General features: G+C 61.5%; 30 protein-coding genes and 1 tRNA gene. 9 read left to right on the plus strand and 22 right to left on the minus strand.

Annotated elements, in window-relative coordinates; translation table 11 throughout:
* Nucleotides 1-26: 26 nt before the first annotated feature.
* The 16 genes from ASE36_RS19250 to ASE36_RS19325 all read right to left on the minus strand — a co-directional run bounded on the left by ASE36_RS19250 (nucleotide 27) and on the right by ASE36_RS19325 (nucleotide 11,341).
* Nucleotides 27-839, minus strand: a complete 813-nt coding sequence (locus tag ASE36_RS19250; RefSeq protein ID WP_062284513.1) for a TIGR04255 family protein — start codon at nucleotides 837-839, stop codon at nucleotides 27-29.
* Between the two features lie 151 nt (nucleotides 840-990).
* The gene (locus tag ASE36_RS19255; protein WP_062284511.1) at nucleotides 991-1,452 is read right to left on the minus strand and encodes a hypothetical protein; all 462 of its coding nucleotides are present in this window, start codon (nucleotides 1,450-1,452) and stop codon (nucleotides 991-993) included.
* A 45-nt stretch (nucleotides 1,453-1,497) separates the two neighbouring features.
* Nucleotides 1,498-2,370 (minus strand): hypothetical protein, encoded by an 873-nt coding sequence (locus tag ASE36_RS19260; protein WP_062611359.1) that lies wholly within the window; start codon nucleotides 2,368-2,370, stop codon nucleotides 1,498-1,500.
* Nucleotides 2,371-2,472: 102 nt separating this feature from the next.
* On the minus strand, nucleotides 2,473-2,976 hold the full coding sequence (locus ASE36_RS19265) for a thermonuclease family protein (protein WP_062284506.1): 504 nt from the start codon (nucleotides 2,974-2,976) through the stop codon (nucleotides 2,473-2,475).
* 447 nt (nucleotides 2,977-3,423) lie between these two features.
* The gene (locus ASE36_RS19270) at nucleotides 3,424-3,729 is read right to left on the minus strand and encodes a winged helix-turn-helix domain-containing protein (RefSeq protein ID WP_062611362.1); all 306 of its coding nucleotides are present in this window, start codon (nucleotides 3,727-3,729) and stop codon (nucleotides 3,424-3,426) included.
* Nucleotides 3,726-3,857: a hypothetical protein gene (locus tag ASE36_RS23170; RefSeq protein WP_274533384.1), complete on the minus strand. Its 132-nt coding sequence runs from the start codon at nucleotides 3,855-3,857 to the stop codon at nucleotides 3,726-3,728. Before ASE36_RS23170 ends, ASE36_RS19270 begins: the two co-directional genes overlap by 4 nt.
* Nucleotides 3,850-4,407 carry a hypothetical protein gene (locus ASE36_RS19275; RefSeq protein ID WP_156378731.1) on the minus strand — a complete coding sequence of 186 codons (558 nt, stop codon included), beginning with the start codon at nucleotides 4,405-4,407 and terminating at the stop codon, nucleotides 3,850-3,852. Before ASE36_RS19275 ends, ASE36_RS23170 begins: the two co-directional genes overlap by 8 nt.
* A 178-nt stretch (nucleotides 4,408-4,585) precedes the next feature.
* Nucleotides 4,586-5,173 (minus strand): hypothetical protein, encoded by a 588-nt coding sequence (locus ASE36_RS19280; RefSeq protein WP_062284501.1) that lies wholly within the window; start codon nucleotides 5,171-5,173, stop codon nucleotides 4,586-4,588.
* Between the two features lie 9 nt (nucleotides 5,174-5,182).
* Nucleotides 5,183-5,590, minus strand: coding sequence for a hypothetical protein (locus tag ASE36_RS19285; RefSeq protein ID WP_062284498.1), 408 nt, complete (start codon nucleotides 5,588-5,590; stop codon nucleotides 5,183-5,185).
* A 2-nt stretch (nucleotides 5,591-5,592) separates the two neighbouring features.
* Nucleotides 5,593-7,800, minus strand: coding sequence for a phage tail tape measure protein (locus ASE36_RS19290; RefSeq protein WP_062284495.1), 2,208 nt, complete (start codon nucleotides 7,798-7,800; stop codon nucleotides 5,593-5,595).
* Nucleotides 7,801-7,803: 3 nt separating this feature from the next.
* Nucleotides 7,804-8,700, minus strand: coding sequence for a hypothetical protein (locus tag ASE36_RS19295; protein WP_062284492.1), 897 nt, complete (start codon nucleotides 8,698-8,700; stop codon nucleotides 7,804-7,806).
* Between the two features lie 94 nt (nucleotides 8,701-8,794).
* A complete protein-coding gene (locus ASE36_RS19300; RefSeq protein ID WP_062284490.1) occupies nucleotides 8,795-9,124 on the minus strand; it encodes a hypothetical protein in 330 nt (109 codons plus the stop codon).
* Entirely contained in the window at nucleotides 9,121-9,429 is a 309-nt protein-coding gene (locus ASE36_RS19305; protein WP_062611363.1) for a hypothetical protein, read from the minus strand. Before ASE36_RS19305 ends, ASE36_RS19300 begins: the two co-directional genes overlap by 4 nt.
* The gene (locus ASE36_RS19310; RefSeq protein WP_062284486.1) at nucleotides 9,422-10,501 is read right to left on the minus strand and encodes a hypothetical protein; all 1,080 of its coding nucleotides are present in this window, start codon (nucleotides 10,499-10,501) and stop codon (nucleotides 9,422-9,424) included. The genes ASE36_RS19305 and ASE36_RS19310 overlap by 8 nt, the downstream gene beginning before the upstream one ends.
* A gap of 268 nt (nucleotides 10,502-10,769) precedes the next feature.
* Nucleotides 10,770-10,961: a helix-turn-helix domain-containing protein gene (locus ASE36_RS19320; protein WP_062284482.1), complete on the minus strand. Its 192-nt coding sequence runs from the start codon at nucleotides 10,959-10,961 to the stop codon at nucleotides 10,770-10,772.
* Between the two features lie 290 nt (nucleotides 10,962-11,251).
* Nucleotides 11,252-11,341, minus strand: a tRNA-Ser gene (locus ASE36_RS19325).
* Between the two features lie 263 nt (nucleotides 11,342-11,604).
* Between ASE36_RS19325 and ASE36_RS19330 the strand changes: the two genes are divergently transcribed.
* From ASE36_RS19330 to ASE36_RS19365, 8 genes are all read left to right on the plus strand, one after another.
* Nucleotides 11,605-12,672: a septal ring lytic transglycosylase RlpA family protein gene (locus ASE36_RS19330; RefSeq protein WP_062284480.1), complete on the plus strand. Its 1,068-nt coding sequence runs from the start codon at nucleotides 11,605-11,607 to the stop codon at nucleotides 12,670-12,672.
* 60 nt (nucleotides 12,673-12,732) lie between these two features.
* Complete coding sequence (locus tag ASE36_RS19335) at nucleotides 12,733-13,905, plus strand: D-alanyl-D-alanine carboxypeptidase family protein (RefSeq protein WP_062284477.1); 1,173 nt, start codon at nucleotides 12,733-12,735, stop codon at nucleotides 13,903-13,905.
* A 130-nt stretch (nucleotides 13,906-14,035) separates the two neighbouring features.
* Nucleotides 14,036-14,725, plus strand: a complete 690-nt coding sequence (gene tmk / locus ASE36_RS19340; protein ID WP_062284546.1) for a dTMP kinase — start codon at nucleotides 14,036-14,038, stop codon at nucleotides 14,723-14,725.
* A complete protein-coding gene (locus ASE36_RS19345; RefSeq protein ID WP_062284475.1) occupies nucleotides 14,722-15,747 on the plus strand; it encodes a DNA polymerase III subunit delta' in 1,026 nt (341 codons plus the stop codon). The genes tmk and ASE36_RS19345 overlap by 4 nt, the downstream gene beginning before the upstream one ends.
* A gap of 172 nt (nucleotides 15,748-15,919) precedes the next feature.
* Nucleotides 15,920-17,473 carry a methionine--tRNA ligase gene (gene metG, locus ASE36_RS19350; protein ID WP_062284474.1) on the plus strand — a complete coding sequence of 518 codons (1,554 nt, stop codon included), beginning with the start codon at nucleotides 15,920-15,922 and terminating at the stop codon, nucleotides 17,471-17,473.
* 4 nt (nucleotides 17,474-17,477) lie between these two features.
* Entirely contained in the window at nucleotides 17,478-18,263 is a 786-nt protein-coding gene (locus tag ASE36_RS19355; protein ID WP_062284471.1) for a TatD family hydrolase, read from the plus strand.
* A gap of 10 nt (nucleotides 18,264-18,273) precedes the next feature.
* Complete coding sequence (locus tag ASE36_RS19360) at nucleotides 18,274-19,101, plus strand: MBL fold metallo-hydrolase (RefSeq protein WP_062284468.1); 828 nt, start codon at nucleotides 18,274-18,276, stop codon at nucleotides 19,099-19,101.
* Nucleotides 19,102-19,168: 67 nt separating this feature from the next.
* Nucleotides 19,169-19,549 (plus strand): YkvA family protein, encoded by a 381-nt coding sequence (locus tag ASE36_RS19365; protein ID WP_062284466.1) that lies wholly within the window; start codon nucleotides 19,169-19,171, stop codon nucleotides 19,547-19,549.
* A gap of 139 nt (nucleotides 19,550-19,688) precedes the next feature.
* On the opposite strand, the gene ASE36_RS19370 is transcribed toward ASE36_RS19365, so the two are convergent.
* On the minus strand, nucleotides 19,689-20,444 hold the full coding sequence (locus ASE36_RS19370) for a metallophosphoesterase (protein ID WP_062284544.1): 756 nt from the start codon (nucleotides 20,442-20,444) through the stop codon (nucleotides 19,689-19,691).
* 280 nt (nucleotides 20,445-20,724) lie between these two features.
* Here ASE36_RS19370 and ASE36_RS19375 point away from each other — a divergent pair, with 280 nt between their 5' ends.
* Nucleotides 20,725-21,147 (plus strand): DUF4864 domain-containing protein, encoded by a 423-nt coding sequence (locus tag ASE36_RS19375; protein ID WP_244474816.1) that lies wholly within the window; start codon nucleotides 20,725-20,727, stop codon nucleotides 21,145-21,147.
* 57 nt (nucleotides 21,148-21,204) lie between these two features.
* On the opposite strand, the gene tgt is transcribed toward ASE36_RS19375, so the two are convergent.
* From tgt to coaD, 5 genes are all read right to left on the minus strand, one after another.
* Entirely contained in the window at nucleotides 21,205-22,335 is a 1,131-nt protein-coding gene (tgt, locus tag ASE36_RS19380) for a tRNA guanosine(34) transglycosylase Tgt (protein ID WP_062284463.1), read from the minus strand.
* A 3-nt stretch (nucleotides 22,336-22,338) separates the two neighbouring features.
* Nucleotides 22,339-23,433 (minus strand): tRNA preQ1(34) S-adenosylmethionine ribosyltransferase-isomerase QueA, encoded by a 1,095-nt coding sequence (gene queA, locus ASE36_RS19385; protein ID WP_062284460.1) that lies wholly within the window; start codon nucleotides 23,431-23,433, stop codon nucleotides 22,339-22,341.
* Nucleotides 23,434-23,525: 92 nt separating this feature from the next.
* Nucleotides 23,526-24,035: a peptidylprolyl isomerase gene (locus tag ASE36_RS19390; RefSeq protein WP_062284457.1), complete on the minus strand. Its 510-nt coding sequence runs from the start codon at nucleotides 24,033-24,035 to the stop codon at nucleotides 23,526-23,528.
* A gap of 39 nt (nucleotides 24,036-24,074) precedes the next feature.
* Nucleotides 24,075-24,644, minus strand: coding sequence for a peptidylprolyl isomerase (locus ASE36_RS19395; protein ID WP_062284454.1), 570 nt, complete (start codon nucleotides 24,642-24,644; stop codon nucleotides 24,075-24,077).
* A gap of 27 nt (nucleotides 24,645-24,671) precedes the next feature.
* A complete protein-coding gene (gene coaD / locus ASE36_RS19400) occupies nucleotides 24,672-25,166 on the minus strand; it encodes a pantetheine-phosphate adenylyltransferase (RefSeq protein WP_062284539.1) in 495 nt (164 codons plus the stop codon).
* Between the last annotated feature and the right edge of the window lie 41 nt (nucleotides 25,167-25,207).

Here is a 25,207-nt window from a genome sequence, read left to right on the forward strand (position 1 = left end):
ATACGCGCTAAACGCTGTGGCCGAACTCATAGCTTCCTACCCCAAATTTCATGTACGGAATCAGTTGTGAGGTCTGTAAAAGTATTCACTACCATCTCACGTCCTACTTTCAAGAATTCTAACGCGCCTGGAATTGTCGGTTGCGATGGCGCACCACGAGCGGTCAGCGTAAATACGAGAACTCGCTGTCCGTTCAGATTGCTCAAGCCGGTTTGAACCTCGCTATGCAGCCGACCAATGGGCGCTCCGTCCGCATCCGATATGGTGCGCCGGAAGGTCGAGGAAAAGTCCTCCGGCTTCTCACCCGAAAACTGAGCGAAACGGAAGACATCCGAAACGTTGAGGCTCCTCTCGGGACCGTCGAGATAGATGTGATTGATGTACGAGATTTCGCACTGAGTGATGTTGAGGGTCTGCGAAGCGAGGTTCTTGACGTAACTGTCAAATGCTCGGAGCTCCTCCTCGAAGCGGACGACCATCCGCTCGAAACGCGGGTACTCGTTCGACATGTCGCCGACTTTCCGCCAGTTGTGCAGAATCCGGTCGTCCTGAAATTGGATGAGCTCATCCTTGTTCGGCGACAGAAACCAAAAGCGATCATGCTGAGCGCCGGTCGTCATGTTGAAGCTCAATTGCGGCCCGCTCGGGAGGCCGAATGTCTCGAAGGTCGGCGCAAGCGGTGGCTGCTCTTCCACCGTTGGGAACTGCTCCCGGTAGAGCTGCCATACCTCATAGGCTCGGATTTGCTGGTATCCCCGAGGAGTCGAGAACTGAACGCCGAGAACGACCTCGTTCAGAGGCGGATTGCTAAAATCTGGCAATGTGTCGGGTCGGCTCACGTCAGGCCTCGAAAATTAATCAAGCTCACTCGCCTCTCATGGGAAAAATCCGGGCGCTCGGCGAAGTGATACAGAAGATAGCGCGCGCCGGGTAGTCGGGGAATTAAGTTTTCGACCGGGACGGTTGCGCGGAGCTTCCGAGCCGGTGCGCTCAATGGCTCCCGAAGGCGATCCCGTCAGCCGTGAGGCCCATGGCGATTGTCCCGAGGGCGCGGTCGCGACCGCGATAGGCGGTCGCCCGCGACCAGCCGACGAGCTCGCAGGCCTTCTCGAATGTCATCTTCCTCGTGAGCTTTGAGCGGACCCACACCTTAAGGACGCGGGCCGACCCCGGCTCATCCGGGAGATACTTCGCTTGCCACCAAAGGACGCGCTCGAACTGAGAGACGCGCTTCGGCGGGATTGAGAGCCGCATGGGCTGAGCTTCGAGATCGCTGATCGGGGGCCAGCCCTCGAAGTCTCGATCATTGGCGATCATGGCGAGGCTCGGCATTCCCGACCGGAAGCCCGCCGGGCCGATCCTGCCGGTCGATCTGACCGCCCATTTCACCGCTTGGACCAACTCCTCGCCGACTTCTTTCGGCGTCCAGATATCGGCGGCGAGATCGTGCATTCATCCTCCTCCTCTTGCCGTCAGATTTGAGAGCGCCATTCGGTTTCAATACTCGTCAGATGGGTCTGGAGCCATTGCATCGTGCCATTCAGTAGTGTCTACCCAACTTAAGACAGCGGCGTCGTCGAAATTCCACGGATCACTGATCGGAACTTCTACCTCGGCAGTAAAGGGGAATCTCTGATCAAGTTCTGCCCCGTCTCCGCGCCTTACGTCGCTATTCGACCCCCATTGGAGGATTACACTCACCGTTCCCTCTGCTCGATATACAATCGCATCATGCCGGATTGCCGCTACTCTGGTGTGGTTCACATAGACCTCCTCAAGCGAGAAGTGGGACGCCAGTTCGTCGATCTCTGCGAGGCTGCTGTTAACGATTTCATCGACGGCGGTTTCGTCCAGTCGCTCCTCTATCGGCTCAATAACGGCGGCTCTGCACTCGGCGAGCAGATCGAGAAACGATGCCATTGCTTGTGCCGAGGCTACGGCTATTGCGTCCTGCTCATCTGGGTCGGAAACAAGAGTGTTCTCCCGCCCGTGAACCTGTTTGCTCAGCTGATCTACAGCATCGAGCAGACGTTTCCGAAGCGGCGCAACATCGATACTTAGTTGCTGGCTGACCAGCGCGTCCGATAAACCGCCTTGTACGGCAAACTTGATGCGCTGCCCCCTAGTCGGCTTCCCGTCGTCCTTCTCTGGCTTGTACCAAGCAGCCTTCATGACCTCTTCAATTGGTGAGTAGCTGTCCATGAGGTGCTCGTACAAGATGCGAATTGCCGTGGAATGAAAGTTCAGCCGCAGTGGGTTTGTGGCATCTGAAAAGGCTTTCACTGCACCCGATATCACCTTCATTGAAAATTCGTCCAAAAGCGATTTGTGTCGCTTCGCCACGTCGTCGAGGATTGCCGAACTTGTCACAATGACCTCCCTGAGTTGAGTTTTCGAATTCAATAAGGGAGGCGACCGACGTTTCCAAGATTGTGGTGCTGTCGTTCACAGCCTGAGATCAGTAGTTAACTATCAGCAGGAAGGCGCTCTATTGCTTTTGAGCGCGCGATACTCGCAAGGCTGCTGAAAGTCGCCCTGCCAGATACCGGCGTGGCCTACGCGGGCCTTCTCTTCGTCGGCGGCATAGCGCCCGCCGGAGTATCGCTGCCAGTCGAGGGCGTGGCCAGAGCGGACGAGCCACGAGGCGACACTCGAACCGTCAGCACGGACGCAGTCGGCGACCGCGCGCCCGTAGCGGTCATGATCGACGACGGCGCAAGAGGTCGGGCGGGACTTCGATAGATATTCGTCCAGGGCGAATGCTGCCACCTTGCCGCAACGGTACTCCCGGCCCGCCTTGTCGGTGCAGCGCTGAGCCGCTTCCGGGGCGTCGATCCCGTTGAGCCGGATACGCTCGCCGCCGATGTCGATGGTGTCACCGTCTACTACGGAGGCCCTGCCGGTGATCACGTCGTCGGCGAAACAATGGGTGGAAAGGACGCAGAAGGCCAGAACGGCGGCAAATCGAGAAAGCAATCGGAGCTCCAAAAATGAGTTGGCCCCGGCTGTCCAGAAGCCGGGGCCGAGAAACCCCCGCGTTGGACGGTGCTGAGGTCAAAGAAATAGTATCACGAGCGCTCGCGACTGCAACGATAGAGTGAAAACCACGCGCTTACTCCGCTAAAGATGGGAGATACAAAGCGAATTGAGCCGAAGCTTGAAAATGAGAGAGGAAGTGGGGGCGCGTCTTCCAGCCACGCCCCCGGAATACTCACCCGAATGGAAGCTCTTGGAGTATTGAGGGAAGGTTACCAGATCAAAGAGCTGAAACAATCCCCCAATCTATTCCCTACTATAATTAGCGGAATTTGCAGAAAGCGCCCTATTCGCCCCGTGGAAAAGCGAGAGCACTTCCCCGCTGTCGGGGCAGCGGACGCGCGCTCAAAGCGCGTCCCGCGCCAGCCCTGCGCGGAGGAGATGGGACTAAGCGGCGACCGGGGCGGAGAGCTTCCGTTTCGGGATCGTGGCCGCGATCTGGATCGTGACCCGCCCGCGTTCGAGCTTGCACGAGAGATAGCCCCGTTCTGCGAGCCGGAAGACCATCGACCGGCAAGTCGTCTCGCTCGTGCCGCAGGCGGCTGCGATCTCGACCATTCGACCGGAGAGCTTGCCATTTGCCCGAACCATCCGCGAGAGCGCGAACGCGGCGCGAAAGGCGGTAGGGGAAACCATAGGGTCACGGGCGATTGCGTCGAGCCACTCGGAGCGTGAAGGCAGGGGAGCGGTCAAGCGTCGCCTCCTTCCTCCGGCTCGTCGTCGGCCTCAGAGACCTCGACGGGAGCCGGAAAGTTGACAGGCTCCGCGAGCCGAGCAGCGGCATATTCGAGGATTGCAGCGAGGGTGTTGCGGTCAGTCATTGTCGTCTCCTTCGGTGAGGGCGAGGGTTGCTTGCATGGCGGTCGCCTTGTCGTTGATCTTTGCCGCCGTCCGGTTCAGGGCGGCAACGACTGCCTTCTCGACCTCACGCCTTACCGTCATGTCGCGGCTTGCACGGGCCGGAACTGAGAGGAGCTCGCTCTTGAGCTCGCCGAATACGGTCTGGAAAAATGCGTCCACGTCGGCGACCGGCAAGAGCTCCCGCTTCTTCTGAGCGGTCTCAAGTTCAAGGGCCTCGCGCTTCGCTTTCATGAAGTCAATGCGCTGCCGCTCCATATCGGAGGAGCCGTTTTCCAGCGCCTTGCGGACGACCGCCTGAACGCTCGGGGCGAGGACATACTTCCCGCGCGATGCCTTCTCGATCACGCCCTCGGTCGCCCATTGCCTGACCTGTCTTTCCGAGCAGCCGAGGAGCTCCGCGAGCTCAGGGGCGCTGACTTCCTCAGGCAGGCCGGGCTTGATCTCTAATTGTGAACGTTTCGCCATTTCTTGTTTCCTTTTTTGGAACGGCACGGGTTTTTTCGGGCTCAAGAAGCATTCAAGGGTCGGGGGGCAAAAGCTCCGCACTGGTCGGTGCCCTAGTAAGGTCCCTAAAGACCCCCCCCTACGCCTACTTGCTGGATGGGGAGGGAGCACCCCTTGCCGCTGCCGGGCTTCGGCTTGAAGCCGAGCCCGTTCGCTGTCGTCTGGCCGTGGGGGAGCAGATCGATCACCCGCCGATCTGCTGCCCACGCTTGGCTTCGGCCTCCTTGAAAGCCTTCCCCCATCCCGCCGCCGTCTGCTCCTTCGCTGAGCGAGGAGGCATGTATTCACCCCCGAACTCCGGCAGGCCGTCCATGCGCTCGGCAATGGTCGGGATGCGGGGCTTTGCCTGCGCCGCCGCCGACGCCTTGATCGAGGCGAGGATGATCGCTGCCTCACAGACCGACGACCCGGAGGCGATCAGGGCATTGACCGTTGCAGCGGGAACTTCCGACCCGGCAATCGCCCGGATGGCAACAGCCCTTTCCTCGTCGGAAATGGCCGAGGCCGTGGCGACAGGGGCGGGAGTGGGAGCCGACACGGCGACGGGTGCGCTTGCCAGCATCGGCGGAGCAACTGCCGAGGCGCGAGCGACTTCGATGGCCTGAGCGAGCACGTCGCGGATGATCGACCCCTCGGGCGTTACGGCCTGCGGAAGGTCGAAGGCCTCGCCTTCGCGAGCGTTGCGGAGAACCCGGCACATGCCGGGGTGATCGAGACCCGTATGGATTTCGAGGAAGGTTTCGAGGCTGGAAAGGAGCTTGCTGTCGAGCATAGGACGACCTCACGAGTTGGCCGCTGCCGTCTTGCGGCGCGGCAGATTGACGACATTCGACCCGACCGGAGCCGGGGCGCTGATTTCATGAGAGCGAAGCCGGGCGACGATCTCGGCATGTCCGAGGCCGTCTTCCGCGAGCCGGAGAGCTTCGGCTTCGCGGCCCCGAAGAGCCGGATCGGTCACGAGAGCCCGAGCGAGGCGGAGGGCGGAGACCGCCCCCGCTTCGAAAGCCGATCCGACGACGAGGGCCTCCTCGATCTGCCCCTCGGACAGACCGAAGCGGCGAGCGCCGTCACTGATCCCGCGACTGACCCACGGCGAGCAGACATGACCAGCAGCCCACGTGACCGGATCATTTCCCTCGCGGGCGACGCGGCTGAGGAGGCCGTGAAAAAGCTTCGAGAGCGACAGCATGATCAGCGCGCCCCCATGTCAGCATGCGCGCCCCTGAGGGCCTCGCCGACACGCCGCTCGATTACAGCGACGAGCCGCTGAGCGGCTTCCTCGTCGTTCGCAACGCCGTGGATGGTGACGCCTCCGAGGTTGACGATCACGTCGCCGCCGCCCGCCTTGCCGTTCGGGGTGATCGTGCCGGTCCTGCCGGGCGTGAAGATTTCCGGCCCCTTCTCGCCGACGAGATAGGAGGAGCCGCCCCAAACAGGACCGCCCGCCGCACGGTGGCCGGAGTTCGCCGTGCGGGCTGACTTCCCGCCGCCGATACCCTTGCCGCTCATGTTATCGCCGAAGCTGAGCGCTCCGCTGATCGCTTCGCCAAAAGCGACGGCTTTCTCGTATGCCGTGACCAGCAGGCCGACGAGCTTCTCGATGGCCGACACGACCGAGTTAACGCCCTGAGCGACCGCTCCGCCGACCGTCTCGCCCCACGAGCGGAAAGCCCCGTCAGTGTCTTGGATAGGTCCGAGCAGGTTCGACAGGAAACCAAAGAGGTCGCCGAAGCCTTTCACAATGGGCTGCAGTACAGGACCGATGGGCTGGAAGTTCTTCATGAACCCATCAGCGAAGCCGCTGAAAAAGTTAGAGAGGTTCTGCCAGTTGTTCCAAATCCACGTTGCAGCGGCTCCGAGCGCCGCGCCGACGAGAGTGAGCTTGCCGAACGTCCAGAGAAGCCGACCGCCCGCCTGACCGACAGTGAGCAGGACCGTCCCAAGCTTCTCGAAGCCAGTGAGCGAGCGCCCAAGCTGAGCGGCCCCGATTGCGTTGCGGACCTTCACGAGATCGCGGAGCCCGCCCATCGCTCCCGCGACGGCAGCTCCAAGCTTCGTCACGGCGAGACCGGCGACGAGCATCCCGCCCCTGAGGTTCAGACCCACGAAGTTGAGGGCGATCAGCCCGATCCGAAGAGAAGCGAGCGCTGCGACGGTTCCGACAACGGCTTGCGTCAGGCGCGGGAAGCGACCGGCGAGGTCGGCGATCTTCCCGGCGGTGGGTGCAAGCTTGTCAGCCATGTCAGCGAGGACGGGCGTGATCGCCGACCCGATAGAGATCGCGATCCCTTCGAGGGCGTTGCGGAGCCGCGCGAGAGCGTTTGCAGTGGTCCGGGAGCGGAACGCAAATTCGCGCTGTACGCTTCCGGCGGTCTTCGCTTCGTCAGCAACAGCGCCATAGTTCTGACGGATCAGGTCGAGGTTTTCGAGGAGGGGGGCAAGCGCCCGCGCTTCATCGCCGAAAAGCTCCGAGATGATCGAAGTACGCTGCTCCTTCGGAGCCTTCTCGATAGCCTCGAACACCTTCATGACGGTCCCGAGACCATCCGCCTGCATGCCCTTCTGCAAGGCCTTCATGTCGAAGCCGAGGGCCTTGAACGCGGCGCGCTGCTTCTTCGTCGCAGAAGAGCCCTTCGTCATCGCGCGGGTCAGGTTCAGGAGCGACGTTGCCGCAACGTCGGGGGCCGCTCCTGCCGAGATCATTGATGCGCCAAGGGCGAGCACCTCTTTCGAGGACAGACCGGCAGTCTTGCCAGCGGCAAGGCTCCGCCGCGAGAATTCGAGGAGCTCCGTCGTGCTCGCGGCTGTTGCATCGCTGAGAGAATTGATCTCGTCGGCAAACTGCCGGGTTTCAGAGACCGTCCACTGCATGGCCGTCTGCGTCTTCGCCAAGGCCTCCCCGGCGGCGTCGCCGCTCGTTCCCCATGCAACTGCAACCTTGAGAACCATCTCCGAGTAGCTTTCGAGGTCGGAGGTGGCAATGCCGCCTTGCGCCGCCGACGCCATGGTCGCCGCGACTTCGGACTGAGCGTGCCCGGTTGCCTGCGAGACACGACGAATTGCCGCTTCGAGGGAGAGCATTCCGGCATCATCGACGTTGGCGACCTTCCGCAGGTCGGCCATTGCCTCTTCCAGCCGGATCGTCGGCCCGAGCACGGAGTTCGCCGCGCCCCTGAGAGCCCAAAATCCGGCGACAGCGTCGATCAGGTTCCCGCGTGCTGCGGCGAGGGCCTGATTGTTACGTTCGAGGGCTCCGGCGAGGTTTGCACCGATCCCGGCGGTAGCGCCGCGAGCCGTGTCATTCAGTCCGAGGAGCGACCCGGCGACTTTCTTCGCCGGGCCTGTCACCTGATCGATCAGCCGAACGACCAGTGACGAAGTGAGGGTCGATCCCGCCATTGCTTAGACCTCCTCGACCATGAGGACAGCCCTCGGATCGATATCGGAACGATGCGGGATCGCGAGGCCGTTTTCGGCGGCGGCAGCGACGAGTGCCGCTTCTTCACGTTCGAGCTTGAGGCGCTCGACGTTCAGACGCTCGAATTCGGCTTCACGGGCGTCATCGTTGAGCGCTCCGGCGGCTTCGGCATCTCCGATTGCTTCGAGGCACTTCGCGACGATCTGATCACGACACAGCCAGACGATGACCTCAGCCGGATTGCCGATAAGGCTCTCGCCATGCACCGAAAGCGCGAGCTCGCGGGAGAGGCGGATCGGAGCCCCGTCACGAACGCGCGGATCGATGCGAGGAGCGCCGCGCGCGGCGATCTGGTCGATCTCTTCGATCATGGCGGCGCGGGCGTCGGCGAGGGGCCGGGGTGCATCTGCGACGCGGTCCCACTCCTGTCCGATTTCGTCCAGGCGGCGGCGGATCAGTTCAATCTGCTTCGCCGCGTCTGCGGTTTTCACATTGATCGGCCCGCCATCCTTCAAACGGACCCGAGCGGCTTTCGCGTCCCGGACCCACGACACGACCTTTTCGAGGAAGGCGTGTTCCTGAAAGCGCCGCGATGCGCGCTCGTGCTGGTCACGAAGGCGGGTGAGTTCCTCGTCGGCGCGAGCGACCGGGCCATTCAGGCGGGCGCGGTCTTCTTCCGAGACGCGACGATCAGGGAAACGCTCTTCGGCCTGCCGAGCCGACGCCTGCGCCGCATCGCGCCGCATCCGAGCATCGTCCATCTGATCGACTACATGACGAAGGACTGCCCAAGCAGCCGATCGAGCGGCATCAAGTTCAATTGCCTTCGAGCGGGCCTTCGGGGGAAGGTAATCGAGCAATTCGCGCGTAAAAAGTTCCATGAAAACTCTCCGTTGGTATCTGCGGAGAGAATAACATTCTCAGAAAATCCAACCCATAGGTTGAAATCTGCAAATCTGCATTTGAGCGGGGGCGCTATCCGCGCCCCCTGATCTTCGTCACGTCGATGAAGTATCTCCCGCCGATGCGGACGCCAACCGGGTCTCCGCGCTGGATGCGGCGGATCAACGTTCCGGGGTCCAAACGGCAAAGAGCCGCTGCCTGCTTCGGCGTGATGAAGCGACGTTCTCCACCCGGAAGGCGCTCGTCGAGGTTGATCTCGCTCGGATCAACGGGGGCGAGGTCGTCGAGAAGTGCAAGCTGCACGGGCGAGGCTCCCGCCTCCGCGCGGCGGGCGAGCTCCTGAGAGGCCTTCGCAACCAGTGCAGCGAGGTCAGAGGTCGGGATCGCGGCGAGATCGATCATGCAATCTCCCGTGCTGCATTGTCGCTTTCCTGCTCGTCAGGCGTGGGCTTTTTCTTGAACTTCGGCGGATAGAGCACTTCGCCTGTCACCGGACGAACGAGAGCATTCTCGTCGCGGTAGTACAGCGACAGGAAGAAGCGCTTCCGCTGGCGGAAGAACGCCCGCTTGTCGATGATCACAGCCGTCTCGGGTTTTGCCGAAACCTGCTCTTCGGGAGCAAGTGCGGTCTCGGGCGGAGCCGCCGCAGGGCGGCTATCCGCCCAAGCGAAAAGGTCCATGCCGTCGTGGTTTCCACCTTTACGCATCGACCGCGTCCTCCTCTGCCTCGTTCAAGACCTTGATCAGTTCGGACTTCGTGAGCTCCGACACGCTGAGAGACCGGCGAAGCCTCCTGCTCACCCGTGCCTTCTCGTCGGCCTCAAGATCGGCAACGAGGTAATCGACCATCCTCTCCGCCGTCTCGCGATCCGCTGCCTCGAAGGGTTCGTCGCCGAATTCGAGCCAAAACCGTTCGGCGCTGTCCGAAGCGGAAAATACGGGAAGACCGGAGACGGGGCTCCTGCGATCAGCGACCGTCGCGCCCTCAGGCGCGAAGACGGTCGCCTCTTCCGGGATCGTTTCAAGGCTCGGAGGATCACCGAATTCGGAGAGATCACGCTCGTCGAGGGGCCGCGTCTCGATTACGGGCTCTTCCTCGGGTCCAGCCGACAAACCTAAATCAAAGAGATCATCGGTAATGGCGGTTTCGGCCTGAAAGGCCGAACCGCCTTCGGAATATTCCAAGGAATACTCCCGGTATTGGGTGGAGTTTTTCGGGGGGACATCCCCCGGATTTTTCGGAGGGACATCCCGCGAGTTTTTCGGAGGTACATTTGTCTCCGCGTCCCCCGAATTTTTCAGAGGGACACAATCGCGGTCGCCGCTGGCGCGGCGCGCGCTTTTCTTCTTCTCCGCCTCGCGCTTGCGGAGTTCCTCGCGCCTCATCTCGACGTGCCGCAGCACGATCTCCGCGCGCGGATTGCGCAACTCGTACCGCTCAGTTCCAGACGGTTCGCGGCCAACGAAGACCATGTATCCGAGATCGATAAGACGTTTCCGAGTGTTGAGGATCGTCGTCTTATCGAGGCCAGTCTCGGCGATGAGGTCTGTCATCGATTTGTAGGGGTGATTATCTTCGGATGCCATTTCGAGATAGGCGCGGATAACCTTGAGGCCGCTCTTCGGTGCGTCGGGATCGCCGTTGACCGTGTTTTCAAGGCGGATTTTCCAAGCGTAATAGCTTCCGTCTTCGCCGGTCTGGACGTAAGAATTTGCGTGCAGGTATGCGTTCTTGGCCGTCCGGTTCGCCGGGCGGCTTTTCTGTTTCCGCTCTCTCATGCCGGAACCCTCGCGTCGCACTTCGAGCACTTGAGCATCCGGCCCCGCCACGAGGCAGGGATCGCCACGGTTGCCCGGTGGCCGCACTGACAGTGAATAAGCCTCGTGATCTGAACGGTCGCGGTTTCGAGCTCCGCCCGAAGACTTGCCTTCGTAACACGCTGCCGGGGCGGGGTGAGCCCGCCCGGCAAGCCGAAATCGAGAATGTTGTCGGAGCCCTGACGGGCGACCCTGTCGCGCGTGTTGCGCCTGTGGTGATCGACCCGGCTCATTGAGCAAGCTCGCCAGCTTCAATCTCTGTGGACAGCCGCTCAATCTCCGATGCCGCGATGAGAGTTTTCCCGAGCAGTTTCGAAAATTTCAACTTTCCCAAAGAATTCAGCTTGTAAAGTGTTGTTCTTCCGACACCAAGGACGCGGCAAGCGTCGGTGACCGACAAAAATTTCGGGGTGGTAGACATAAATCACTCCTCAATAGTGCGGCCTGAGAGGAATGTTCATGAAATATCAGTTGGACGCTCGGCCACTTGGCGTTACGGAAAAAATAACTACGAACAGCGGTGAAAACAACCGAATTGAGCGTAAACCCGCCATAAATAGCGGAAACGGAAGGTGGAAATTCTCATAAAGAACCCCGATCAAGGCGCGCGACTGAAAACCTTGGCAGATGCGTAAAGCCGAGTGGCTGCTGGGGTTAACGCTGGGGCGATGGGTGAATTCCGCACATTTATACTGTAATTTCAACAGGATGTGGCGGAAGAGGTGGGATTCGAACCCACGGTACGGTCTCCCGCACGCCGGTTTTCAAGACCGGTTCCTTAAACCACTCGGACACTCTTCCCCGTGGACGGGGTTATGCGCAATGGCTTTCGATTTGGCAAGGGCTGTTGTCGGTCAAGTCAAAGCTGCAGTGCGGGTCAACGCCAGAGACGTCGGTGCGTTAACCGTGGGCTAACCATGAATTCATTTGGTCCCGTGCTCCGGCGCCGCATTTCCCATTTTGGCCACTTTTCCACAGCCTTCTCCTTGCGCAGGCGAACGGGCGGGGACTTTCCCGGCGAGGCAGGGGATGTCGCGGGGCCCGTCTGATCAGAAGTGGGACACATGCATTCGAGCACAGGCGGCCGGCTGGCCATGGGTGGAAAGTGGCTGGGCGTAGCGTTGATGTGCGCCTTTACCGCCTCCTGTTCGACCACCAAGGAAACGGCGGAGAAGCCCAAGCGCTCGAAGGAATATTTTGCCGAATCCGTTTATGGCGTGAAGGCAAGCCCGCGGCTCGTGGCGAGCGGGCCTGTGCCGAAAGGCGGCGGGCGCTATATGGTCGGCAAGCCCTATGTGGTGAAGGGCGAGACCTTCGTGCCCAAGGAAAACCCGCGCTATGACGCCGTCGGCATCGCCTCGTGGTATGGCGACGCCTTCCATGGTCGACTGACCGCCAATGGCGAACTCTACGACAAGGAATATCTGTCTGCGGCCCATCCGACGCTGCCGCTTCCGAGCTATGCGCGGGTCACGAACCTTACCAATGGCAGCTCTGTGATCGTGCGGATCAACGACCGGGGACCGTTCCATCAGGGGCGCCTGATCGACCTGTCTAACAAGACAGCCGACATGCTGGACATGGCCCATAGCGGCACCGGCAAGGTGCGGGTGCAGTATGTCGGACCGGCACGGATGGACGGGCACGACATGCCCTATCTCATGGCCTCCTACGTCAAGAAGGGCGAGCGCGGTCCGGTGATCGATCCGCAAGGTCAGATCGCATCGGGCGTGATGGTCGCTTCAAACGACGTGGCCGTGCCGCAATACAGGCCGCAGCCTGAGCCGGCTTACCAGACGGCGCTGTCGGGCTCCACGCCGAGTGGCGGTGCAGCACCCCATACGCTCGACGCGCAGCTATTGATGACGCAGTCGGCCTCGGCTCCGGGTCTGGCGCCTGCCGATGGGCAGGTTTTCGTCGCGCTTCCCGATATTGGCCCCATCCCCGGTCTGCGCCCGCATCACGTGCCGGGATATGACGGCTCCGGTTATGCTGCGGCTTATGCAGAGGAGAGAAGCACTGCCGGCGCGCTTGCCTTCGATGCCATTCTCGTGCGCAATGGCGGTCTCACCGAGAACTCGATTCTCTCCTCGGTTGCCAAAGGCGGGATCACGCTCTCCAAGGGGCTCTGACCGCAGCGGCCGGGAGCTGACATCCTGCTTCGACAGCGCCAGCCGAGCCGAAATGTGACCATGCGTTCTCGCTTTCCCTTCATCGCTCTCCTCGGCTCGCTCTGCTTTATCGCGGGAGCACTCACGCCGGTGCGGGCCCAGGATGCGCCGAAGCCGGGCGTGATGGAGACCAAGGCGGGGCAGGCCTATCTGATCGAGGCTTCGACCGGAACGGTGCTGCTTGCCAAGAACGAACGTCAGAGTTTTGCGCCGGCCTCGCTTGCCAAGCTGATGACGCTTGAGATCGTCTTCCAGGCGTTGACCAAGGGGGAGATCAGGGCGGACACGATCTACCCTGTTTCCGAATTCGCCTGGCGGACAGGCGGTGCGCCCTCCAGAACTTCGACGATGTTTGCCGCGGTGAAGAGCCAGGTGCCCGTGGCCGACCTGGTCAAGGGTATTGCGGTGCAGACGGCGAATGACGGCTGCCTGATCGTTGCCGAGGGCATGGCGGGTTCGGAAGCCAAGTTCGTCGAGCGGATGAATGCGCGGGCGGCAGAACTGGGTCTGAAGGACAGCCATTTCGGCAATTCGACAGGGCTTCCCCATCCGCACAATCGCTCGACGCTTGTCGATCTCGTCACGCTCGCGCAGCATTTGCAGCGGGAGTATCCGGCACTCTATGCCACGTTCTCGATCCCCGAATTCGAGTGGAACAAGATCCTGCAGCGCAACCGCAATCCGCTGCTTAGCATGGGCGCGGACGGGCTGGGGACCGGTTTTGCCGAGGGCAGTGGGTATGCCATGATCGCCTCTGTCGAGCGCAACGGACGGCGGCTTTTTCTCGGACTTGGTGGGCTTGCGACCGACAAGGAGCGCACCGAAGAAGCGACACGGCTCCTCAACTGGGGTTTCGACGGCTTCGAGATGCGGCAGTTGTTCAAGAAGGACGAGGTGATCGGCGAGGCGAGCGTCTATGGCGGCGCGCAATCGACGCTGCCGCTGGTGGCCTCAAAGCCCGTCGAGGTTTATGTGCCGGTCAATAACCCGGAGCGGCTGCAGGCGCGGATCGTCTATCGCTGGCCGCTCAGACCACCGGTTTCAGCGGGGGCCGAGATTGCCGTGCTCAACCTCTTGTCCGGTGAGCGGCCTTTGGTGTCGGTGCCGCTCCAAAGTGCTGCAGACGTCGAGGTGGGCACGCTTCGCCAACGGGCATGGGACGCTCTGATCGAACTCCTGTTCTTCTGGCTCTGACGCAAAAAGCCATCCGATCACGCGCACGGCGGTTTCGTTTGACGGCGTCTTGCGGTAGAGCCACTGGGAGTGCCCTTGAGGGCAGTTTGCGATACGCGCTTCTGAAGGCGCGGGAAGAGGTAAGGCATTGGTGGCGACCGGTCGCGGATTGTTCGTGAGTTTCGAGGGAGGCGAGGGAGCCGGGAAATCGACCCAGATCCGTCTGCTGGCCGAGGCGTTGCGCGAACGCGGCCACGACGTCGTGGTGACACGGGAGCCGGGCGGGTCCCCCGGTGCCGAGGCGCTGCGCCATGTGCTGCTGTCCGGCGCGGCGGAACCCTTTGGCATCCGGATGGAGGCGCTGTTGTTTGCCGCCGCCCGCGCCGATCATCTCGCCTGTTTCGTGCGTCCGGCGCTTTCGCGGGGCCAGGTGGTTCTCTGCGACCGCTTCGTCGATTCCTCGCGTGTCTATCAGGGCGTGACCGGCAATCTGGAGCCGAAGCTGATGGCGGCGCTGGAGCGGGTGTCGGTGGGCGGGACCATGCCGGATCTGACCCTGATCCTCGATCTGCCTGCCAGCATCGGTCTTGCCCGTGCAAGGCGTCGAGCTGGAGCTGCATCTTCGCCAGCGCAGCCGGATCGCTTCGAGAAGGAGCGCACGGAAGTGCACGAGAAACGCCGCCAGGGCTTTCTCGACATCGCCGCGCGTGAGCCGGAGCGTTGCCGGGTCATCGATGCCAGTCTCGATGTCGAGCGGATCGCCCGCGATATCCTCGCCGACGTCATGCTGGTGATGGCGCAGCGTCGTGGCGAGCGCGGTGATCAGGTGGCGGGCCGATGAGCGAGGAGAAAGCAGGGCTGTTGGATGGTGCGATTGCGGCGGCACTCAATACGCGGCTCTTTGGCCATGCGGACGCGGAAGAGTTTCTCGCGCGCAGCTACAAGTCCGGCAAGGGACATCACGCCGTTCTAATCGAGGGGCCGGAGGGGATCGGCAAGGCAACGCTTGCCTTCCGCTTTGCCAACCACATTCTGCGCCATCCCGACCCACTGTCCGCGCCTGATGCGATCGAGGATCCGGATCCGGAGCACCCGATCAGCCGGCAGATCGCCTCTGGTGCCAGCCACAATCTCCTGCATCTGTCGCGGCCCGTGGACGAGAAGACCGGTCGGGTGAAACAGGCGATCACCGTCGACGAAGTGCGCAAGGCCGGGCATTTCTTCAGCCAGACGTCCGGGACCGGCAACTGGCGGATCGTCATCATCGATCCCGCCGACGATCTTAACCGCAATGCGGCCAATGCCATCTTGAAGATCCTGGAGGAGCCGCCGAAGCGGGCAATGTTCCTCGTGCTCTCGCACGCGCCGGGCAAACTCCTACCTACCATCCGGTCGCGCTGCCTGCCGCTTCGACTGCATGAGCTGTCGCCGACCGCGATGGATCAGGCGCTCGGGCAATTGGGCCTGGCGATCCCGGCGGAGAAGCGCGAGGCGGTGCTTTCGCTTGCCAAAGGCAGCGTGGCACGCGCCTTGAAACTGGTCAATTACGGTGGTGCCGACATTCTCGAAGCCTTCGAGCAGATGCTGGCCGCGCAGGGTCCGGCACAGCGCAAGATGATGTTCAAGATTGCGGACGCCTTGTCAGGCAAGGACAGCGATGTCGCCTTCGGCTTCTTCATTGAACATCTGGGCGACCATCTGGCAGAGACTGCACGGCAGTTCGCCCATGCGGGCAATCTCGCGGCCGCCGAGCATTATGCGCGGCTGACGTCGACAATCGGTGAGCAGTTGACGGTGGCCGGTGCCTATAATCTCGACCGCAAGCAGACGATCCTCGATGTGCTTTCGGCCGTGACGCGCTGAACAACCCGGGGCCCATCTTCATGGCGCTGCAGCAAATCGATGTTCCTAAAGGCGCCGGAATGTTTTAAGAGCGTTCGACCTCATTTGTCGTCGCCGTTCCTGGCCGGCCCTCTTCCGCCGCCACTGTCCGGCCCCAAGACAATCGCAACCGACGAAAAGACATCAAGAAACCATGAGCGATCCTTTCTACATCACCACTGCCATCTCCTATCCGAACGGCAAGCCGCATATCGGCCATGCCTATGAGCTGATCGCGACCGACGCCATGGCGCGGTTCCAGCGGCTCGACGGTCGGGATGTGTTCTTCCTGACGGGCACGGACGAACACGGGCAGAAGATGCAGCAGACGGCGCGCGCCGAAGGCATTTCGCCAGAGGCACTTGCGGAGCGGAACTCCAACGAATTCCGCGAGATGGGCAAGCTGCTCAATTCGTCAAACGACGACTTCATTCGCACGACCGAAAAGCGCCATCACGAGACGGTGCAGGAAGTCTGGCGGCGGATGGAGAAGAATGGCGACGTCTACAGGGGCGGTTATGCCGGCTGGTATTCGGTTCGCGACGAGGCCTATTACCAGGAAGAGGAAACCGAGTTGCGCGCTGACGGCGTACGTTACGGACCCCAGAGCACGCCCGTCGAATGGGTGGAAGAGGAAAGCTACTTCTTCAAGCTCTCCGCCTATGAAGACAAGCTCCTGAAACTCTACGATGAGCAGCCTGACTTCATCGGCCCGAACGAGCGCCGCAACGAGGTCATTTCCTTCGTCAAGTCGGGTCTGAAGGACCTGTCGATCTCGCGCACGACCTTCGACTGGGGCATCAAGGTGCCCGGCGACGACAAGCATGTGATGTATGTCTGGGTGGATGCGCTGACCAACTACATCACCGCGACCGGTTATGTCGAAGACCAGAACGGTCCGCGTGCGAAATACTGGCCGGCCGACGTGCATATCATCGGCAAGGACATCATCCGTTTCCACGCTGTCTACTGGCCGGCTTTCCTGATGTCGGCGGGCCTGCCTTTGCCGAAGCGGGTCTACGCCCATGGCTTCCTGCTCAACAAGGGCGAGAAGATGTCGAAGTCGCTCGGCAATGTCGTCGATCCGGTCAATCTGGTGAACCATTTCGGCCTCGACCAGGTGCGCTACTTCTTCCTGCGCGAAGTCTCCTTCGGCCAGGACGGCAGCTATTCGGAAGAGGGTATCGGCACGCGCATCAATGCCGATCTCGCCAATGGTATCGGCAATCTCGCGTCGCGTTCGCTGTCGATGATCAACAAGAACTGCGAGGGCAGGGTACCGACACCCGGCGCGCTGACGGCTGAAGACGAGGCAATCCTGAAGATTGCCGACGAGGCGATCGAGATCTGCCGCGAGGAGATGGGCAAGCAGCAAATCCACAAAGCGGTGGCTGCGATCATTAACATCGTCAACGAGGCCGACCGTTATTTCGCGGCCCAGGCGCCATGGGTGCTGAAGAAGACCGACGAGGCGCGCATGGGAACCGTGCTTTACGTCACCGCCGACGTGGTGCGTCAGATTGCGATCCTCTTCCAGCCGATCATGCCGGCCTCTTCGGCGAAGATCCTCGATCTGGTCGCCGTGGCCGAGGACGATCGAGTATTTGCCAAGCTTGGCGCGGCAGGACGCCTGCAGCCGGGCACGGAACTGCCGGCGCCATCGCCGGTTTACCCGCGCTATGTTGCACCTGAAGCGCCCAAGGCCTGACCCGATGCTGATCGATACCCACTGCCATCTCGACTTCGCCGATTTCGACGCCGAACGCGACGAGCTCGTCACGCGGGCCCATCAGGCCGGCGTGAAGCAGATGGTGACGATTTCGACGCGGGTGAGGAAGCTCGAGACGCTGCTGGCGCTGACCGACCGTTATCCGAGCGTCTTCTGCTCGGTCGGCACGCATCCGAACAATGCCGGTGACGAGCTGGATGTGACGGCGGACGAGCTGGTGCGGCTGGCAGAAAGCCATGAGAAGATCGTGGCGATCGGCGAGGCCGGGCTCGACTATTTCTACGATACGCAAAAGCCCGAGGATCAGAAGACGGGCTTGATCCGGCATATCGAGGCGGCACGGCGCACGGGGCTGCCTCTGGTCATCCACAGCCGCAGCGCCGACGAGGACATGGCGGATATTCTGGCGCAAGAAACAGGGAAGGGGGCCTTCCCCTTCATTCTGCATTGCTTCTCGTCCGGCCAAGCGCTCGCCGATACCGGTGTCGCGCTTGGTGGATATGTCTCGTTTTCCGGCATCCTGACCTTCCCGAAATCCGAAGAACTGCGCACGATTGCCAAGACCGTGCCGATGGACCGGTTGCTGGTGGAGACGGATGCGCCGTATCTGGCGCCGAAGCGCTGGCGTGGAAAACGCAATGAGCCGTCCTATGTCGTCAATACGGCGGAGGTTCTGACGGAGGTGAAGGGCGTGAGCTACGCGGAGATGGCGGAGATCACCACGGAAAACGCCTTCCGTTGCTTTGCCAAGATGCCAAGGCTGGCTTAAGGGAGTTCGGATGAAGGTCACGCGACGGTTCACGCTCCTTGGATGCTCGTCGTCTCCCGGCGTGCCCCGGATCAATGGCGACTGGGGCAATTGCGATCCAAGCAATCCAAAGAACCGGCGCACCCGAGCGTCCTTTCTGATCGAGCAGATTGGCCCGGATGGCGGCAAGACGGTGGTTGTGATCGACACCGGCCCGGATTTTCGCGACCAGATGATCCGCTCAAAGGTCGAGTTCATCGACGCCGTGATCTACAGCCATGCGCATGCCGATCATCTCCACGGCATCGACGATCTGCGCGGCTATTTTCACAGCCAGCACAAGCGCATCCCGATCCACGCGGAGCCGTTCACCATGGCCCGCATCGAGGAAGGCTTCGGCTATTGCTTGAAGACGCCGGCGGGAAGCGCCTATCCGCCGATCGTCGAGCCGCATTTGATGGAAGACCTGTCGCAGCCGATCGTGATTACCGGTGCCGGAGGGCCAATCTCGCTCTTGCCGCTGAAGCAGCAGCACGGTGACATTATCTCGATCGGCCTGCGGATCGGCGACGTGGCCTATTGCTGCGATGTATCGGATTTTCCCGATGAGACGGTGGCAAAACTTTCAGGGCTCGATCTGCTGTTCATCGACGCGTTGCAGTATCGACCGCATCCCAGTCACTTGTCGCTTGAACAGGCGCTTGCCTGGATCAGCCGATTTGGACCGAAGCGTGCGGTGCTGACCCATATGCACACGCCGCTCGATTACGACACGGTGATGGGCGAGACGCCTGCGAACGTGGAGCCGGGTCACGACCAATTCAGCGTTGAATTTCAGTGTGATACCGGGCTCATTTGAAGTCTTGAATCCGGTTGGCGCATCTCGATCGTCGATCAAATGCCAATGCCCGGGGAATTACGGTTGGATGCTGGAGCGCCTGAAGACATGGGCACGGGCCATCAAGCGGGATGTGCATGCACTCTGGCTTGCAGCACACGATCCTCGAACACCATTGTCTGCGAAAATCCTGGCTTTCGTGGTGGCCGCTTACGCGCTGTCGCCGATCGACCTTATTCCTGACTTCATACCGATCCTCGGTTACCTTGACGACGTCATTCTGGTGCCGCTCGGCATTCTGATTGTCGTCAGGCTCATTCCGGCGGATCTGATGTCCGAATATCGTGCGACGGCGGCTGCGGCCGAACATCGCCCGGTGAGCAAGGGGGCGGCAATCGTGGTTGTCGCACTGTGGCTGGCTGTCGTGGCTGCATTTGGCTGGTGGGCTTACGGCAATGGAGCCGGCTGACGGAGACGTCATAGAGCTTTCAAGCCTGGCGCTACCAGCCTGAATGCCGTGTTCGCTGATGCGCATGAGTTCCATAATCTATCTTATGCGATATTTGTATGTGGGCTGGCGGGAGTGACTATGGCCTTCCCCTCAACCGTCATAGCTCTGCCACCTGCAGGATCGTCTTCGCCGAGATTTCCGTCTCCGACGGATAGCCGAAGGCGTTGTTTATGTAGGTCACCTCGTCCAGCACCTTGTTGCGGTTGAGATGGCTGTGACCGTAGAAGTGTTGCTGCGCCCCAAGCTGGCGGATCCGGGTTTCGAGCCGGTCGGTGCCGAGGACGGGAAACAGCGCCTTGTGTTTTTCCGGATAGCGCGCCGGCATCAGGTCGATGCGCGGTACGAAATGCGAGACGCTGTAGACGGCGTCGAAGCCTGTTGTGTCCGGGATCACATTCATCATGTCGAAGCGTTCAGCGACCTCTGCCGGTGCGAGGCCTTCCCAGTTGCATTTGTAGAAGTCCATCCAGCCGCGGCGGATCGTCGGACCGGGTTCGCCGAAGGAATAGTCATACCAGGCGAACAGCGGCACGATCAGGGTCTTGCCGATGACCAAAGGCGCGGTCTCGATGCCGTAGCTGTGACAGAGTGCGTTCAGCGTCTCGAATTTTTCGAAGGACGGTCCCTTGCCGCTGCGCGCGGTCCAGAGATCGTGATTGCCGGGTATGAAGAGCAGCTTGGCGTAACGCGGCACGAGTTCGTCGAATGAGGTTTTGATCAGATCGATTTCATCGGAGATGTCGCCGGCGACGATCAGGACGTCATCGGTGAAATCGGCACGAGACAGGCCGCGCAGCCAATCCAGGTTTTGCCGGTAGTCGACGTGGAAGTCGGATCCGAGAAAGAGACGCATGCTCAGGCGATCCGGCGTGGTTTGACAGACATGCAAGCCTTCTAGCGGTTTTTCCGCCGGGAGCAAGCCGGCAGACTTTTAGTGCTGGCCCCTGCCCGGTCCCGTGCCTTGCCGTCCGATACAGTCGGGCTGCGCTTTTAAAATCGCGCCGGACGGGTCACGAAACCGCGATGCCTCACAAGTTTTGCGCCATAGGTCTTTCCGATCCGGCGAATCGTCCTATTCTTCTATGCGCAATGACTGAAACATGAGGGGAAACATGATGCGCATGCGGATTGGAATGGCCCTTTTTCTTCTGACGACGCTTGCCGGCTTGCCGGCCTTGTCCCAGCAGGCTCAGACGGAGGACCCGGCCGGAATGGCCAAGGGGGTGATCGAGCAGCAGATTACCGCCTTCCTCAACGACGACGCGGTGGCCGCTTATTCATTCGCCTCACCGGAGATCAAGTCGGTTTTCCCAAATGCAGACCGCTTCTTCGAGATGGTCAAGAAGAGCTATGGGCCGGTCTATCGCCCGGGCAATTACGCGTTCGGCCGCAACAAGATTTCGCCGGATGGTGCGGTCGCGTTTCAGGAGGTGCTGATCTCGGCGCCTGATGGCAAGGACTGGGCCGTCTATTACGAATTGAAACGCCAGAAGGACGGCAATTTCGCCATCAATGGCGTGCGCATGAAGCGGGAAACGTCCAGCCAGGGTATCTGAGAGCAAGAACAGGCGAAGGCAGAGCACATGCCCTGCCCTCGCCCCGGTGTCGTCTCGTCAGACCGGATCGATGTCGCCGCGCGCCCAGTTCTCGATGGTCTCGGCCTTGAAATCCTCAAAGCGGTCCTCGGCGATCGCCTGGCGGATGCCCTGCATCAGTTCCTGATAATAGCTGAGGTTGTTCCAGGAGAGCAGCATGCCGCCAAGCGCTTCGTTCGAGCGCACGAGGTGGTGCAGATAGGCGCGAGAATAGTCGCGCGTCGCCGGGCAATTCGACTGCTCGTCCAGCGGGCGCATGTCTTCCGCATGGCGGGCGTTGCGGATATTGACCTTGCCGCGACGGGTAAAGGCGAGGCCATGGCGGCCGGAGCGGGTCGGCATGACGCAGTCGAACATGTCGATGCCCTCTGCCACTGACTTCAACATGTCGTCCGGCGTGCCGACACCCATCAGGTAACGCGGCTTTTCGGTCGGAAGCACCGGCAGCGTGATGCGCAGCATGTCGAGCATGACCGCCTGTGGTTCGCCAACCGCGAGGCCGCCCACGGCATAACCCTTGAGATCCAGCTGTTTCAGGCCTTCGGCCGAGCGGATGCGAAGGTTGGGCTGATCGCCGCCCTGCACGATACCGAACATGGCCTTGCCCGGCTGATTGCCGAAGGCGACGCGGCAACGTTCGGCCCAGCGCAGCGACATTTCCATGGCGCGTTCGATTTCGCGCGGTTCGGCGGGCAGCGCCACGCATTCGTCGAGCTGCATCTGGATGTCGCTGTCGAGCAGGCCCTGGATCTCGATTGAACGTTCCGGCGACATGTGGTGGAGCGAGCCGTCGACATGGCTCTTGAAGGTGACACCCTGCTCGTCGAGCTTGCGGAGGCCGGACAGCGACATGACCTGGAAGCCGCCGCTATCGGTCAGAATTGGGCCCGGCCAGCAGATGAGTTCATGCAGACCGCCGAGGCGGGCGACGCGTTCCGGACCCGGGCGCAGCATCAGGTGGTAGGTGTTGCCGAGGATAATGTCGGCGCCGCCTTCCTTCACCTGGTCGAGATACATGGCTTTGACCGTGCCGACGGTGCCGACCGGCATGAAGGCGGGCGTGCGGATCGTGCCGCGCGGCATGGTAATCTCACCAAGGCGGGCCTTGCCGCTGGTGGCCTTCAGATTGAATGTGAAGTTCTCGGACATCGGTCAGTCGTCTTTCCGGAAGAGCAGGCTGGAATCGCCGTAGGAATAGAAGCGGTAACCGGTCTCGATGGCGTGGGCGTAAGCGCCCCGCATCGTGTCGAGGCCGGCAAAGGCGGAAACCAGCATGAAGAGCGTGGATTTGGGCAGGTGGAAATTGGTCATCAGCATGTCGACTGCCTTGAAGCGGTAGCCGGGCGTGATGAAGATGCCGGTTGCACCGGACCACGCGGGGATGTGGCCGTCGTCCTGGGCGGCACTTTCGAGCAGGCGCAAGGACGTGGTTCCGATCGCGATCACCCGGTTTCCGCGTGCATGCACGGCGTTCAGGGCGGCGGCTGTCGAGGACGAGATATAGCCGATCTCCTCGTGCATCTTGTGCTCGGCGGTATCGTCCGCCTTGACGGGCAGGAAGGTGCCGGCACCGACATGCAGAGTGACAAAATGGCGTTCGATGCCGGCAGCGTCGAGTTTCGCAAAGAGCTCCGGCGTGAAATGCAGACCAGCGGTCGGGGCCGCAACGGCGCCCTCTTCGCGGGCGTAGATCGTCTGGTAGTCGGTGCGATCCTGTCCGTCTTCCGGGCGCTTGGCGGCGATATAGGGCGGAAGCGGGATATGACCGACGGTGGCGATCGCCTGATCGAGATCGGGGCCCGAGAGATCGAACGCAAGGGTGATTTCGCCCGCCTCGCCCTTCTCGCAGACGGTCGCGACCAGCGAGCCCATCAGGCAGGCGGCGCTGTCGCCCTGCCCCCTGCCGAAGTCAATGCGGTCACCGGGCTTGATGCGTTTGCCGGGCTTGGCAAAGGCTTTCCATCTGGAGGCGCCAACGCGCATATGCAGCGTGCAGGAGACGGCGATCTCTTCCGCACCCTCGCGGTGGCGGATGCCTTCGAGCTGCGCGGGGATGACCTTGGTATCGTTGAAGACCAGAGCGTCCCCTGGCTTCAAGAAAGACGGCAGATCATAGACGTGATGGTCTTCGAGCACGGAATCGGCATCGGGACGAACCACGAGGAAACGCGCATGGTCGCGCGGGCTTGCTGGCCTCAGCGCAATGTTGTCGTCCGGCAGGTCGAAGTCGAAGAGGTCTACACGCATCGCTGTTCGTCGAGGTTGAGATGGCGGGTTTAAACGCGAAAACCCGCCCGGGTGCCAAGCACCAAGGCGGGCTTCGAGTGGCTTTAAGCCGATCAGGCGTCGGCGGCAACCTTCATCGACAGGATCGAGTCGGGGTCGGAGACCGGCTCGCCCTTCTTGATCTGGTCGATGACGTCCATGCCTTCGATGACCTGGCCCCAGACGGAATACTGCTTGTTGAGCCAGGGTGCATCGGTGAAGCAGACGAAGAACTGCGAATTGGCGGAGTTGGGGCTCTGCGAGCGGGCCATGGAGCAGGTGCCCCGGACATGCGGGGTCGCGGAGAATTCAGCCTTCAGGTCCGGCTTGTCGGAGCCGCCCATGCCGGCACGGCCGGGGTTGAAGTCTGCGCCGCCCTTCTTGCCGAACTTGACGTCGCCGGTCTGCGCCATGAAATCGGGAATGACGCGGTGGAAAACGACGCCGTCATAGGCGCCTTCGCGAGACAGTTCCTTGATGCGGGCGACATGGCCGGGGGCCAGATCCGGGAAGAGCGCGATGACGACCTTACCCTTGGTGGTTTCCATCAGGATGGTGTTTTCCGGATCCTTGATCTCGGCCATGGTGTTTCTCCTTGGTTGGGGCTTGTCGCCCGGTAGATATCAGTTGCGGCCGACGGTGACCTTGACCATGCGGTCGGGATCGCTGACTTCGCCATTGCCGCCTTCGCCGCGCTTGATCTTGTCGACATATTCCATGCCGGACACGACCTTGCCGACGACCGTGTACTGGCCGTTCAGGAAGCCGCCTTCGGCGAACATGATGAAGAACTGCGAATTGGCGGAGTTCGGATCCTGGCTGCGTGCCATGCCGACTGTGCCGCGTTCGAAGGGCACGTTCGAGAACTCGGCCGGCAGGTCCGGCAGGCTGGAGCCGCCAGTGCCGGCGCGCTGGGCATCGAAGCCGTTTTCCATATCGCCATACTGGACGTCACCGGTCTGGGCCATGAAGCCGTCGATGACGCGGTGGAAGGCGACGTTGTCGTATTCGCCCGAAGACGCGAGCTTCTTGATCTGGGCAACATGCTTCGGCGCCACGTCCGGCATCAGCTGAATGACAACAGGGCCGTCCTTGAGCTGGATGGTCAGGTAATCATCGTTCGACTGGCCCTGGGCGGAGCCGAAACCGACAACGGCAAAGAACAAAGCAGTGGCAATATGGACGAGCTTCATGATCACTCCAGTTCGGGACTTGCGGGCTTAGCGCCCGTATTTGGAATTGAGGGCGGCCAGCACGGGACCGGGTACAAAAGCGCTCACATCGCCCCCCATGGCGGCGATCTGCCGGACCAATGTGGCGGTTATGGGCCGGGAGGTGGTGGCGGCAGGCAGAAAGACCGTCTGCAGCTCCGGCGCCATCTCAGCATTCATGCCGGCCATCTGCATCTCGTAATCAAAATCGGTGCCATCACGCAGGCCGCGGATGAGGAATTTCGCGCCGGCGCGGCGGGCAGCGTCAATGGCCAGATCAGCAAAGGAGACGACCTCGAGGTCCCCTGCCCGGTCCGGCAAGACCGTATCGAGCGATGACCGGATCAGGTCGGCCCGCTCTGCGTACGAGAACAGTGGCGTCTTGCCAGGATGGGTGCCGATCGCGACGACGAGGTGATCGGCCAGGTTCAGTGCCTGCACGAGCACATCCAGATGACCCTTGGTCATCGGATCGAAGGAGCCAGGATAGAACGCGGTTGCCATGGATGCCCGATCTTTGGTTTCGACGCCTTTTGTCATGGAAG

This window comes from Rhizobium sp. Root274 (assembly GCF_001429245.1).
In the GTDB taxonomy this organism is placed as follows: Bacteria; Pseudomonadota; Alphaproteobacteria; order Rhizobiales; family Rhizobiaceae; genus Allorhizobium.

Bases quoted from the DNA above. Each gene is read 5' to 3' on its own strand.
- queA (WP_062284460.1), bottom strand. From the start codon at position 23,433: ATGCGTGTAGACCTCTTCGACTTCGACCTGCCGGACGACAACATTGCG.
- ASE36_RS19295 (WP_062284492.1), bottom strand. From the start codon at position 8,700: ATGGAACTTTTTACGCGCGAATTGCTCGATTACCTTCCCCCGAAGGCC.
- ASE36_RS19290 (WP_062284495.1), bottom strand. From the start codon at position 7,800: ATGGCGGGATCGACCCTCACTTCGTCACTGGTCGTTCGGCTGATCGAT.
- ASE36_RS23170 (WP_274533384.1), bottom strand. From the start codon at position 3,857: ATGACTGACCGCAACACCCTCGCTGCAATCCTCGAATATGCCGCTGCT.
- ASE36_RS19280 (WP_062284501.1), bottom strand. From the start codon at position 5,173: ATGCTCGACAGCAAGCTCCTTTCCAGCCTCGAAACCTTCCTCGAAATC.
- ASE36_RS19365 (WP_062284466.1), top strand. From the start codon at position 19,169: ATGCTGGAGCGCCTGAAGACATGGGCACGGGCCATCAAGCGGGATGTG.
- ASE36_RS19335 (WP_062284477.1), top strand. From the start codon at position 12,733: ATGCGTTCTCGCTTTCCCTTCATCGCTCTCCTCGGCTCGCTCTGCTTT.
- ASE36_RS19390 (WP_062284457.1), bottom strand. From the start codon at position 24,035: ATGGCCGAGATCAAGGATCCGGAAAACACCATCCTGATGGAAACCACC.
- ASE36_RS19310 (WP_062284486.1), bottom strand. From the start codon at position 10,501: ATGAGAGAGCGGAAACAGAAAAGCCGCCCGGCGAACCGGACGGCCAAG.
- ASE36_RS19345 (WP_062284475.1), top strand. From the start codon at position 14,722: ATGAGCGAGGAGAAAGCAGGGCTGTTGGATGGTGCGATTGCGGCGGCA.
- ASE36_RS19330 (WP_062284480.1), top strand. From the start codon at position 11,605: ATGCATTCGAGCACAGGCGGCCGGCTGGCCATGGGTGGAAAGTGGCTG.
- ASE36_RS19355 (WP_062284471.1), top strand. From the start codon at position 17,478: ATGCTGATCGATACCCACTGCCATCTCGACTTCGCCGATTTCGACGCC.
- tgt (WP_062284463.1), bottom strand. From the start codon at position 22,335: ATGTCCGAGAACTTCACATTCAATCTGAAGGCCACCAGCGGCAAGGCC.
- ASE36_RS19255 (WP_062284511.1), bottom strand. From the start codon at position 1,452: ATGCACGATCTCGCCGCCGATATCTGGACGCCGAAAGAAGTCGGCGAG.
- ASE36_RS19375 (WP_244474816.1), top strand. From the start codon at position 20,725: ATGGCCCTTTTTCTTCTGACGACGCTTGCCGGCTTGCCGGCCTTGTCC.
- coaD (WP_062284539.1), bottom strand. From the start codon at position 25,166: ATGGCAACCGCGTTCTATCCTGGCTCCTTCGATCCGATGACCAAGGGT.
- ASE36_RS19320 (WP_062284482.1), bottom strand. From the start codon at position 10,961: ATGTCTACCACCCCGAAATTTTTGTCGGTCACCGACGCTTGCCGCGTC.
- ASE36_RS19285 (WP_062284498.1), bottom strand. From the start codon at position 5,590: ATGCTGTCGCTCTCGAAGCTTTTTCACGGCCTCCTCAGCCGCGTCGCC.
- ASE36_RS19305 (WP_062611363.1), bottom strand. From the start codon at position 9,429: ATGCGTAAAGGTGGAAACCACGACGGCATGGACCTTTTCGCTTGGGCG.
- metG (WP_062284474.1), top strand. From the start codon at position 15,920: ATGAGCGATCCTTTCTACATCACCACTGCCATCTCCTATCCGAACGGC.
- ASE36_RS19395 (WP_062284454.1), bottom strand. From the start codon at position 24,644: ATGAAGCTCGTCCATATTGCCACTGCTTTGTTCTTTGCCGTTGTCGGT.
- ASE36_RS19300 (WP_062284490.1), bottom strand. From the start codon at position 9,124: ATGATCGATCTCGCCGCGATCCCGACCTCTGACCTCGCTGCACTGGTT.
- ASE36_RS19370 (WP_062284544.1), bottom strand. From the start codon at position 20,444: ATGCGTCTCTTTCTCGGATCCGACTTCCACGTCGACTACCGGCAAAAC.
- ASE36_RS19360 (WP_062284468.1), top strand. From the start codon at position 18,274: ATGAAGGTCACGCGACGGTTCACGCTCCTTGGATGCTCGTCGTCTCCC.